This is a genomic window from Corallococcus sp. EGB, assembly GCF_019968905.1.
Classification (GTDB): domain Bacteria; phylum Myxococcota; class Myxococcia; order Myxococcales; family Myxococcaceae; genus Corallococcus.
On record NZ_CP079946.1, the window covers coordinates 4,458,557 to 4,469,490 of the forward strand.

Consider the following 10,934-nt stretch of genomic DNA (forward strand, 5'->3'; position numbering starts at 1 on the left):
ACCAGCCGAACGGGTCCCTCATCCGCTTGGCCCTCGCGGGAGTCGGCATGGTTTGGGGCCTGAGCTGGTGGCTTCGGAGGGGAGGGCGGCATGAACGGGACGTCCTCCGTGGTCACCCTGGGGCCGGTCACCCAGCCCGAAAGGAAGCCGTAGGAAGTGATGAGCGGGGTACGGAGGGATGAACAGGCGCTTTTCGTCGCCGACACCGAGGCTTTAACCTGGGGCGGATGCGTTGTGGATCCCACCGTTGGTCCGTATCCGGCCCCTTCCTGACCCTCGAGCACGAAGTCCGCCCCGTCGACAGGTGGCTGCACGGCGGCTCGTTGCTGTGGGTGCTGGCCTTTCCGGTGCTCGCCCTCACGACGGGCTTCTTCGCGGATGATCCGCAGGCCTGGCTCCTGATGCTGGGCCTGGGCTTCGTGGCGACCCACCACCTGCTGTCCCGGTGGAAGGTGCTGCTGAACCTGGAGACGCGCACGCTGTGGCACCGCACCGGTTACAAAGAGACCTTCAGGGGGACGACGTACCCCCTGGAGTCGTTCACGTCCGTAGCCCTCTACAAGCGCGGAGAGGGGCCCACGGCAGGCTTCCTCATCACGAAGGCCTACGTCGTGGCGCTGAAGGGGCCCTCGGACACGGTCGTCCTGTCCCACAGCGACGACCGCGAGGAGGCCGCGGAGCTGGCGCAGGCCGTCTCCAAGTTCCTCGGGTTGGGCCTCAGCGTGGAAGGCGGCGAGAGCCGCTCCGTCACCGCGCGCCTGGAGGAAGCGCCGCTCACGGGGGAGCGCCTTCCGGACCTGCCCTATGGCAGCGGGATCCAGTTCAAGCAGGACGCCCGGGGCCTGATTCTGGAGCTGCCGCCGTGTGGATGGCGCCCCAGCTACGCGGCGCAGGGCGCCTTCGCCGTCCTTATCGCGGTGGCCGGCCCCGTCCTTGTGCTGAGCAAGCTGCGTGGGATGGCCTTCGATGACGATTTCGCTTCGCGAATGGTCCTCATCATCTGCGGCTTCTTCGTCGCCGCCGGGGCCTTCTGCGGGGTGTGGGTTGCTCGTCAAGCCACGAGCCGGTGGTCCATCAACGCCTCCTCCCGGGGCGTCGAGCTGACGCATCACGGTCCATGGCGGCGCCGGAAGGTCCTGCGGCTTCCCAGGTCACGCATCCAGGACGTCGACGTGCGCGACGCGCGGACAGAAGTCTCCCGGGGGCGGGGCATCGTCGTCGAGCACGACAAGGGCCAGGAGCTGCTGGGCATGGACCTGTCGAAGGAAGAGCTCGAATGGGCGGGAATGGCGCTGCGCCGCGCATTGGCGACCCGGGCAGGGGACTCCAGCGCCCAGCTCCAGGCGTCATAGAGGGCGAAGGGAGGGCGCGTCGCCCGCGATTCGGACGACGCGCTTGGGAATCAGTCAGTTCCTGCTCGCGGGGTCCTTGCCGCCCAGGTACGTGCGGATCACCGGAATCTGGCTGATGGGCGTCTGGCTTCCCGCCTTCGCCGGGTCGTAGTCGAGCGGGTTGGCGCCGAGCACGACGAAGTCCGCCACCTTGCCCGGCTCGATGCTGCCCACCCAGCCGTCGATTTCATGCTGGCGGGCAGGCTCGATGGTGACCGCGCGGAGGGCCTCCTCGACGGTCGTCGCGTGCTGGGGCCCGAGCACGTAGGTCCTCTTGAAGTCAGGGTAGGCCCACGTGCGCCGCGTAACGGCCTGCTCGACGAACCAGAGTGGCCTCGCCGGCGTCACCATTGAATCGCTGTGGAATGAGAAGGGGATGCCATTGCGGCGGTCGAAGTCCACCGGGTCGATGTCGATGTCCGTGTGCGCCCCATTCTTCTCGAGCATCTGCGCCAGGGCATCTCCCCAGTAGGCCACGTGGCCGATGAGGTGCGTCACCCGCAGGTCCACGGCGGGCACCGTCTTCTGGCCCGCGACATGGGTGCCCTTGCGCAGCTCACCAATCGCCTGGGAGACGGACTCCTGGCCCACGGTGTTGTGGATGAGCAGCATCCGGTGCGTGTTGGCTTGCTCCAACTGGAGCTGGGAGAACGCGTCGACGGCCCACTGGTTCGCCTCGTTGCCATTGGCATGCAGTTGGAACCGCCAGGCCGAGTCCGGCCAGAGCGGGCGCATGGCGTCCGCGAGGTCCTTCGAGCTCTTGAAGTCGCCCTGGCCCTCCTTCGCGTCGGGGCAATGACCCTTCGCGCTGTACACATAGGGCTGTCCGAGCAGCGCGGTGCATCCCTGCGTCGAGCCATCCACCCAGAGCTTGATGGCACCGGCGCCCAGCCACTTGGGCAGCGCACAGTCGTTGGTCGGGCTCGGCGTGCACTTGGGGCCGGTCGGCTTGAGGGCCTGTTCGACGACAGCTCCGTCCTTCACGATGGGGCCGGCGGCGGCGTAGGTCACGACACCCGTGATGCGCAGCGGGAAGGCCGGGTTCTCGGCGAGGAGCTTGATCAGCTGGAGCTGCGACCGGCTGGACAGCCCTCCGTCCGCGATGGTCGTGAGCCCGGCTTCACGCAGGGCCTGGATGGCCTTGTGGAGGTCCTGGAGGCTTCCCTTCGGGATGGTCGCGTTGACCAGCATCCCCTGCTGCGTCGCTTCCAGGAAGGGCGCGAAGCCGGCGGCCTCCTCGAGCAAGCCGGTGTACTGGCCCTTCGAGTCGACGACCCACCGGCCTCCGTTCTGCGTCACCGAGTTCGGAGGGGTGCAGGGCTTCTGCCCCTTGCAGACGATCTCGAAGGCCTTCTCGTTCACGTAGGCGAGGTGGCCCGACTGGTCGAGGATGAGGACGGGCCGCTCCTTGCTCACACACGCATCGAGGTAGAGCTTCGGCTGCTGCATGAACGCGACGGTCGACTTCACGCCACACTTGCCGGAGATGAACTGCTGCCGCGACGGATCCAGGTTCATCCCAAGGACGAACTGGGTGGCCGTCTCCGGCGTCGCGGGCGCAACGTTCATGGAGGAGAGCGCGCTCAGCAGATCCTGATGCTGCATGCACTCCTCGGGCGTGGAAAGGTTGTAGGGAGGAGGAAGGCAGGGCGCCAGGTTGTGGGTCCCCAGCACGCTCTGGAGGAGCGTCGGCAGCACGTGAAGGTGAGGATCGATGAACCCGGGCAGGAGGACCTGGCCGGCCTCCAACTCGACGCGCTTGGAGCCCACGCCGAGCCCCGCGCTGAGGTCCTTTTCGGTCCCGACCTTCAAGATCCGGCCGTGGCGGTCCACGGTGACGGCTTCGGCAATGGTTCCCTTGTCGTCGAGGGTGATGATCTTGCCAACGAAGAGGGTGGTGTCGTCGACCACCGGAGCAACGGGGCCCTTCGTCGCGCAGGACGTCAGCATCGCCAGCGCTCCGAACATCGCGAGCGAGCGACGACCCACGAGTCCGTGAGCCGGTGCCTTCCGGATTGAGTGGTGTTGCATGCGAACTCCTGTTGAGGGAGCCCACAATCTACGGCAAACCCTCTCGTGGCTAAAGCTGTAATTCTAGATTTTCTTGACGCGTCAGAGTCTGTGTTTGACGTGTCAGGAGGCGGTGTCGACGTGTCATCCGTGGCGGTCACGGACAGCGATCGAAGTCAGGACGCGCTGAAGAAGACGAACACCGCCCATGCGATTCCGCATCCAAAGAGCAGGCCGAGCGCTGGATTGGAGCGGTGGCGCACCGCTGCGTAGCCAGCGCAGAGCGTGGCCACCCCGAGCAGCAGGAAGGCAAGAGTCGCCCACAGGCCGAGGCCCGGTCGGGCACCAGCGGCGTACCGGAGCAGGAAGAACAGGTACGACGCCGTGGATAGCCAAAGCGCCGTGAAGCCCGTGACAAGGCACTGTCGTTCAGTGGGTAGGACTCTGGTGTCCATGTTCGTTCGGGCGGGTTTCGGCTGGTTCAGAAGATGTGACAACGCCCGAGCGGTTCGGTGATCAGGTCGTTGAGCAGACCGAGCGCACGCACGCGTTCAAACTCGGGTGCTTTGCGAAGTTCCTTGGGATTCCGGTAGCCCAGCTGCCAAGCCATTCGAATCAACGCGGCAGCCTCCGTGACGTTTCCTTCGACAGCCCTGATCATGGCGAGGTTGATCATGGGGCCGGCCAGGTCGGGAGCTCGGCGCAGGACCTGGCGTAGCAATGCTTCCGCCTCAATCTTCCGACCACTGGAAAGCCACACCTCCGCGATCGCGGCATCCACCAGTTCGCGATCGGCCCCTTTTTCGCGAGCCGCGCGCAGCGTGGCCTCGGCGGCCTGAAACACCCGAGCCGAGCTCTGCGCCAGCCCGAGCGCCAGCAGGATTTCCGCTATGCGCTTCTCCGGAGCTTCCGCCCGCAGCGTCGAGAGCTCGGAAACCGCGTTCGCGCCAAGATCGAGCTGAATCAGGATTCTTGCCCTGAGGAGCCGGCCGTCAAACGACGCTTGCTGATCGGCCGGCGCCATGGACCAACTCGACAATGCCAGTTCGTAGTCGCACTGGTTGGCGAAGTGCTCGGTCAGCCAGAGGCCCTGGCCATGCGCAGGCATCGCGAACAGAAGAATGCAGAGCGCGCCCATCGTCGGCGCATACAGGCTTCGAAGGAGTGGGTGGCTGTTGGCACTTGCACGCATTGAGAGGACTCTACGCCTCCCTGGCGGCTGCGCCCCTCCCCACGGTGCCGCGGTGCGTCCACTGGACCCGGGCGCACTTCCGGCCGGGTTGATGCGCGCCTCCCCCTGCGCTACATCGCTGCGCAGTCGCTAGGGGCGCCTCCGGAAGGGGGCTGAGATGGACGTGTGGCCGCGTCCGATCCCTTTGAACCTGAACCGGTTAGCACCGGCGGAGGGAAGCGGTGTGGGCGCTCCATGCTCCCGTCCCGTCTCCCGTCCGTTCTCACGAGGAGATGTCCGATGAGTGGAGCGTCCAAGAGCCTCAAGGTCGATGGGAAGGTGCTGGAGGGAATCAGCCGCGGCCCGCTTCCTGCCTCTCGCAAGGTCTATGTGTCCGGGTCCCTGCACCCCGACCTCCGCGTCCCCCTGCGCGAAATCGCGCAGACCCCCACGCGCCACCACGGCCACTCCGGCCCCGAAACCCCCAATCCCCCCGTCCACGTCTACGACTCCAGCGGCCCCTACACGGACCCCAACGCCGACATCGACCTGCGCCGCGGCCTGCCCGCCGTCCGTGAGAACTGGATCCGCGCCCGCAACGACACCGACGAACTGGCCGGCATCACGTCCGAGTACGGCCGCGCCCGCGAAGCCGACCCTCGCCTCAACGGCCTGCGCTTCAGCCACATCCGCAAGCCCCGCGTCGCGAAGGCCGGCCACAACGTCAGCCAGATGCACTACGCCCGCAAGGGCATCATCACGCCGGAGATGGAGTACGTCGCCGTGCGCGAGAACCAGAAGCTCGACGCTTCACTCGCCGCCCAGCACCCCGGCCACTCCTGGGGCGCCGCGATTCCGCGGGTCATCACCCCGGAGTTCGTGCGCGATGAAATCGCCCGCGGCCGCGCCATCATCCCCGCGAACATCAACCACCCGGAGCTGGAGCCGATGATCATCGGCCGCAACTTCCTGGTGAAGATCAACGCCAACATCGGCAACTCCGCCGTCACGTCCTCCATCGAAGAAGAGGTGGAGAAGATGGTCTGGTCCATCCGCTGGGGCGCGGACACCGTCATGGACCTGTCCACCGGCCGCAACATCCACGAGACGCGCGAGTGGATCCTCCGCAACGCGCCCGTGCCCATCGGCACCGTGCCCATCTACCAGGCGCTGGAGAAGGTCGGCGGCAAGGCCGAGGAGCTCACCTGGGACATCTTCCGCGACACGCTCATCGAGCAGGCCGAGCAGGGCGTGGACTACTTCACCATCCACGCCGGCGTGCGCCTCCAGTACGTCCCGCTCACCGCGAAGCGCCTCACCGGCATCGTCAGCCGCGGCGGCTCCATCCTCGCCAAGTGGTGCCTCGCCCACCACCAGGAGAACTTCCTCTACACGCACTTCGAAGAGATCTGCGAGATCATGAAGGCGTACGACGTCAGCTTCAGCCTGGGTGACGGCCTGCGCCCCGGCTCCATCGCCGACGCCAACGACGCCGCCCAGTTCGGCGAGCTGGAGACGCTGGGTGAGCTCACGAAGATCGCCTGGAAGCACGACGTGCAGGTGATGATCGAAGGCCCCGGCCACGTCCCCATGCACCTCATCCAGGAGAACATGACGAAGCAGCTCGCCGTGTGCCACGAGGCGCCGTTCTACACGCTGGGGCCCCTCACCACGGACATCGCGCCCGGCTACGACCACTTCACCAGCGGCATTGGCGCCGCGATGATCGGCTGGTTCGGCACGGCGATGCTCTGCTACGTGACACCCAAGGAGCACCTGGGCCTGCCCGACCGCGATGACGTGAAGGAGGGCGTCATCACCTACAAGATCGCCGCCCACGCCGCGGACCTCGCCAAGGGACACCCCGGCGCCCAGGCTCGCGACAACGCCCTGTCCAAGGCGCGCTTCGAGTTCCGCTGGGAGGATCAGTTCAACCTGTCCCTGGACCCCGAGCGCGCCCGCGCCTTCCACGACGAGACGCTCCCCGCGGAAGGCGCCAAGGTCGCGCACTTCTGCTCCATGTGCGGCCCGCACTTCTGCTCCATGAAGATCACCCAGGACGTGCGCGACTACGCGGACAAGGTCGGCGTCGACGAGGCCCAGGCCCTGGAGCAGGGGATGAAGGAGAAGAGCGAGGAATTCAAGAAGGCGGGGCACGCGCTGTACCGCTGAAGCCACCCGGCGGGCGGGGGCCTCCTGGTGAGGTCCCTGTCCACTGGATGACAGGGACCGACACGCCATGCCATGGTGCGCTCCATCCGGGCGCACCCGTCGCGCCCGCCTGAATCGAGGAAGGGCTCTCATGGACACGGACCCCCAGCAGCGTGAGGATCAGCAGTTCGGCTCGTTCATCACCGGCTCGCCCACGGCGACGCAGGACGAGAAGACGATGGGGATGTTGGCCCATCTGGGCTCCATCGCGGGCCTCGTGGTGGGCGCGGGTTTCCTGGGCTGGGCGGTGCCGCTGTTCCTGATGCTGGCCAAGGGCAAGGACTCGTCCTTCATCCGTGCCAACGCGGTGGAGTCGCTCAACTTCCAGATCACCACGCTCATCGCGATGTTCGTCTCCGGCATCCTGATCTGCGTGGGCGTGGGATTCATCCTGGTGCCCGTCGTCGCGCTGGCGTCGCTGGTGTTCAGCGTCATCGGCGGCCTCAAGGCGAACGAGGGCCAGATCTACCGCTACCCCGTGAACCTGCGGCTGGTGAAGTAGCCCTCAGCCGCCAATGCCCATCATGGGCAGGAGCGTGGCGCCGTTTCCGGCCTCCGTGAAGCGGTGCCCCTCCGGCTTCTCTCCCAGCGCGCGACGCACGGCCAGGGCCAGCTCCACGTCCGTCGCGCCGCCCCGGATGAGCTGGTGCAGCGGCGCCTGCGCCCGGCCGCCCAGGCAACTGCGCAAGTCCCCGTTGGACGCCACCCGCACCCGGTTGCAGCCGCCGCAGAAGTTCTGCGTCAGCGGGGAGATGAACCCCACGCGCCCGGTGTCCGTGCGCCAGTAGCGCGCCGGTCCGGACGTGGGCGAGGCGCTGTCCTCCGGCGGCTCCTCCGTGAGGACGCGGCCCGCGGCCGACAGGCGCTCCAGGAGCTCCGCCGTGGGCACCGGCGTGCCCTGGCCAAACGGCATCAGCTCGATGAAGCGCGGGGTGATGCCGCGCGCGTGCGCGTACGTCACCAGCTGTGGCACCTCCGCGTCGTTGATGCCGCGCATCACCACGACGTTGAGCTTCAGCGACTGGAAGCCCGCGCCCGCGGCCGCGTCGATGCCGCGCAGCACCGCCGCGAAGTCTCCCTGCTTGGAGATGCGCCGGAAGACGTCCTCGGACAGCGTGTCCAGGCTCAGGTTGAGCTGGGTGACGCCCGCGTCGCGCAGCGGCACGGCCAGCGGCTCCAGGCGGCTCGCGTTGGTTGTGATGGCCAGGTGCTCCACGCCCGACACCGCGGCGATGCGCCGGGCGATGTCCAGGATGTCCGGCCGGGCGAGCGGCTCGCCGCCCGTCAGCCGCACGCGGCGGATGCCCATGCGCGCGAAAACGGAGACGATGCGCTCGAACTCACCCGCGTCGAGCAGGTCCTTCTTCCCGCCCCACGACGCCGGTGAGCAGTACGTGCAGCGGAAGTTGCAGCGGTCCGTGATGCTCAGCCGCAGGTACGTCATGCGCCGCCCCTGCGCGTCACACAGCGGCGGGGCGAGCGGATTGGAAGCGGGCAGGGGAGCGGTCATCACAGGGCCTTCAGTCCCCATGGATAGCAACCCCCGCGCGGAAAGGCACCGCTTCCCGGAGACAGGTTCAGCCTTCGCTGCCGGACGCTGAACGGACGGCGACGGGAGGGGCGCCAATCGGCGTGGCGCTCGGCCCCACCGGCGGGGAGTCCGGCTCGTCGTCCAGGTCGGTGAGCCGCGCGAGCTCCGCCTCGGACTCGGCGGCGTCCGCCGCGGCCTGCATCGGGTTGAGCTTCTTCTCCGCCATCTCCTTCTTGATGCGGATGAGGCCCTCCTCGCCAATGTCCAGGAACGCCTTCACGACGTCCGGATCGAACTGCGTGTTGGCGCAGCGTTTGATCTCCTGGATGGCGTTGGCGAACGTCGTGCCCTTGCGGTACGGCCGGTCGCTCGTCATCGCGTCCAGCGTGTCCGCCACCGCGAAGATGCGCGCGCCGATGTGGATCTCATGGCGCTGGAGGTTGCGGGGGTAGCCCGCGCCGTCGTAGCGCTCCTGGTGCGACAGGACGATCTCCGCCGGCGTGTTGAGGAAGGGGATGTTCTGGATCATCTGGAAGCCGATCTCCGGATGACGCCGCATCTCCAGCCACTCGTCGGGGGTGAGCTTGCCGGGCTTGAGCAGCACCGCGTCCGGCACGCCGATCTTCCCGATGTCGTGCAGGAGCGCCCCGCGGCCGATCTCCTCCATCTCCTTGCCGCGGATGCCCATGCGGGTGGCGATGGCGGTGGTGTAGCTGACCACGCGCTGGGAGTGGTCGCTCGTCTCGTGCTCGCGCGCGTCCAGGGCCGCCACCAGCGCCAGCAGCGTGTTCTGGTACGTGTTCGCGATGTTGTGCAGCGCGCTGCGAAGCTCGGCGGTGCGGTCGCGCACCTTGCCCTCGAGCTTCTTCTGATAGCGCTTGCGCGCCATCTCGATGCGGCGCTTGGCGAGCGCGCGTTCAATCGCCCGGATGAGGTCGGTGAGCTTGGGTGGCTTGAGCAGGTAGTCCACCGCGCCCCGGCGCAGACAGTCCACGGCGGACTCGGTGTCGCCGTAGCCGGTGAGCATGATGACCGACGTGTCCGGCAGCCGCTCGCGCAGGTTCTCCAGCAGCCAGAGTCCGTCGCGGCCCGGCATCTTCATGTCGCTGATGACGAGCGGCGTCTCTTCTTCACCCGCCACGTCGAGCGCCATCTCGGCGCCGTTGGCCACGACGCAGTTGTAGCCCTCCTCGCGGAGGAGCACGGAGATGACGTCGCGGACGGAATCGTCGTCGTCGACGATCAGGATTCTGGGCGGTGCGGGGGGGATGGCTTCCACGGCGGAAGATTCTAGAGGTTTCCAGGGATTAAAGGCGAACGAGTGCGAGAAATCATCACCCCCTCGCCTCCCTGCCATCCAGGGTGGGGTGCGAGCCCTGGCTCCGGAGTGAACGTCCCCGGTCCTCGGAGCATTCCCCGCCCCTCGGAGTAGGGCGGGCAGGCGCCCCGCATCAGGCTCGCGCCTTCGTCCCCCGGTCGTACCGGAAGGGGGCGAGGTCCACCGAGGGCTTCTCCCCCAGCACGGCCTGCGCGACGAGCTTCGCGGTGATGGGCGCCAGGAGGATGCCGTTGCGGAAGTGCCCGGTGGCCAGGAAGAGGCCGGGCGAGGGGCCCTCCCCGATGTACGGCAGGGCGTCCTCGGTCCAGGGACGGAACCCGGCCCAGGTCTCCGTGATGGGGGCGTTGGCCAGGTCCGGGCACAGCTCCAGGGCCATGTCGAGGATCCGCGCCAGGCCCGCCGCCGTCACCTGCTTGTCGAAGCCCACATGCTCCATGGTGCTCCCGGCGATGATCCGCCCGTCCGCGCGCGGCACCAGGTAGCCCTTCGCGGACGTCACCACCCGCTCCACGAGGGGCAGCCGCGTCTGCAACTGGACCATCTGTCCACGCGCCGGGCGCACCGCCTGCGCCGACACGCCCGCCCCCTGGACCAGGGACGACCACGAGCCCGCGGCCAGCACCACGGCGTCCGCGCGCAGCACCTCGCCGTCCAGGTCCACGCCCACCGCGCGGCCGTGCTCGTGCACCACGCCGCGCACGTAGCCGCTCTTGAACACCGTGCCCACGCGCGCGGCGGCCATGGTGAGCGCGCGCACGAGGAGCCGGTTGTCCACCTGATGATCATCCGGGAAGTGCGCGGCGCCCACGGCGGCGGGGGACAGGTGCGGCTCCAGCTCGCGCGCGGCCTTGCCGTCCAGAAGCTCCGCGCGCAGCCCCATGCCGTGCTGCCAGCCCACGGTGGACTCCACGTGGTGGAGGTCCGCTTCGTCGAACGCGACGCGCAAGAGGCCGCACGGCCGGTACGCGATGTCCACGCCGGACAGTTCACGCAGCTCCGCGGCGAAGCCTCCGTAGAGGGCGCGGCTTCGCAGGCACAGCTCGAAGAAGGGGCCGGGGCCGTCCGCCTCCCACTGGGGCGCGAGGATGCCGCCCGCGGCGCTGGAGGCCTCGGCGCCGGGGATGGAGCGTTCCAGCACCGTCACGCGCGCGCCGGCCTGACGGAGTCTCAGCGCGATGCCACAGCCCATCACGCCACCGCCCACCACGAGGACGTCGGAGGTTGCCATGCGGCGCTTGTGCTCAAGCGAGCACGGGTTTGCAAGCGTCAAGACAGGCAATG

8 protein-coding genes and 1 riboswitch are annotated in these 10,934 nt (G+C 68.0%); of the genes, 3 read left to right on the plus strand and 5 right to left on the minus strand.

The window, feature by feature from the left end; genetic code table 11:
* The first annotated feature begins 227 nt into the window (after positions 1–227).
* Positions 228–1,352, plus strand: a complete 1,125-nt coding sequence (locus tag KYK13_RS18670) for a hypothetical protein (RefSeq protein ID WP_223646080.1) — start codon at positions 228–230, stop codon at positions 1,350–1,352.
* A 54-nt stretch (positions 1,353–1,406) separates the two neighbouring features.
* Here the strand turns inward: KYK13_RS18670 and KYK13_RS18675 are convergent, their stop codons facing one another.
* Together KYK13_RS18675 and KYK13_RS18680 are read right to left on the minus strand one after the other, a co-directional pair.
* The gene (locus tag KYK13_RS18675; RefSeq protein WP_223646081.1) at positions 1,407–3,422 is read right to left on the minus strand and encodes an amidohydrolase; all 2,016 of its coding nucleotides are present in this window, start codon (positions 3,420–3,422) and stop codon (positions 1,407–1,409) included.
* Between the two features lie 460 nt (positions 3,423–3,882).
* Positions 3,883–4,539 carry a hypothetical protein gene (locus tag KYK13_RS18680; RefSeq protein ID WP_223646082.1) on the minus strand — a complete coding sequence of 219 codons (657 nt, stop codon included), beginning with the start codon at positions 4,537–4,539 and terminating at the stop codon, positions 3,883–3,885.
* A 175-nt stretch (positions 4,540–4,714) separates the two neighbouring features.
* Positions 4,715–4,827: riboswitch (TPP riboswitch) on the plus strand.
* Between the two features lie 45 nt (positions 4,828–4,872).
* Between KYK13_RS18680 and thiC the strand changes: the two genes are divergently transcribed.
* A complete protein-coding gene (gene thiC, locus KYK13_RS18685; protein ID WP_223646083.1) occupies positions 4,873–6,744 on the plus strand; it encodes a phosphomethylpyrimidine synthase ThiC in 1,872 nt (623 codons plus the stop codon).
* A gap of 130 nt (positions 6,745–6,874) precedes the next feature.
* Entirely contained in the window at positions 6,875–7,285 is a 411-nt protein-coding gene (locus KYK13_RS18690) for a DUF4870 domain-containing protein (RefSeq protein WP_223646084.1), read from the plus strand.
* A 3-nt stretch (positions 7,286–7,288) separates the two neighbouring features.
* On the opposite strand, the gene moaA is transcribed toward KYK13_RS18690, so the two are convergent.
* The 3 genes from moaA to thiO form a co-directional block, all read right to left on the minus strand.
* Positions 7,289–8,293 (minus strand): GTP 3',8-cyclase MoaA, encoded by a 1,005-nt coding sequence (gene moaA, locus KYK13_RS18695; RefSeq protein ID WP_223646085.1) that lies wholly within the window; start codon positions 8,291–8,293, stop codon positions 7,289–7,291.
* A 67-nt stretch (positions 8,294–8,360) separates the two neighbouring features.
* Entirely contained in the window at positions 8,361–9,593 is a 1,233-nt protein-coding gene (locus KYK13_RS18700) for an HD-GYP domain-containing protein (protein WP_223646086.1), read from the minus strand.
* Positions 9,594–9,765: 172 nt separating this feature from the next.
* The gene (gene thiO, locus KYK13_RS18705) at positions 9,766–10,881 is read right to left on the minus strand and encodes a glycine oxidase ThiO (RefSeq protein ID WP_223646088.1); all 1,116 of its coding nucleotides are present in this window, start codon (positions 10,879–10,881) and stop codon (positions 9,766–9,768) included.
* Positions 10,882–10,934 lie beyond the last annotated feature (53 nt).

Bases quoted from the DNA above. Each gene is read 5' to 3' on its own strand.
- KYK13_RS18670 (WP_223646080.1), top strand. From the start codon at position 228: ATGCGTTGTGGATCCCACCGTTGGTCCGTATCCGGCCCCTTCCTGACC.
- KYK13_RS18675 (WP_223646081.1), bottom strand. From the start codon at position 3,422: ATGCAACACCACTCAATCCGGAAGGCACCGGCTCACGGACTCGTGGGT.
- KYK13_RS18680 (WP_223646082.1), bottom strand. From the start codon at position 4,539: ATGGGCGCGCTCTGCATTCTTCTGTTCGCGATGCCTGCGCATGGCCAG.
- thiC (WP_223646083.1), top strand. From the start codon at position 4,873: ATGAGTGGAGCGTCCAAGAGCCTCAAGGTCGATGGGAAGGTGCTGGAG.
- KYK13_RS18690 (WP_223646084.1), top strand. From the start codon at position 6,875: ATGGACACGGACCCCCAGCAGCGTGAGGATCAGCAGTTCGGCTCGTTC.
- moaA (WP_223646085.1), bottom strand. From the start codon at position 8,293: ATGACCGCTCCCCTGCCCGCTTCCAATCCGCTCGCCCCGCCGCTGTGT.
- thiO (WP_223646088.1), bottom strand. From the start codon at position 10,881: ATGGCAACCTCCGACGTCCTCGTGGTGGGCGGTGGCGTGATGGGCTGT.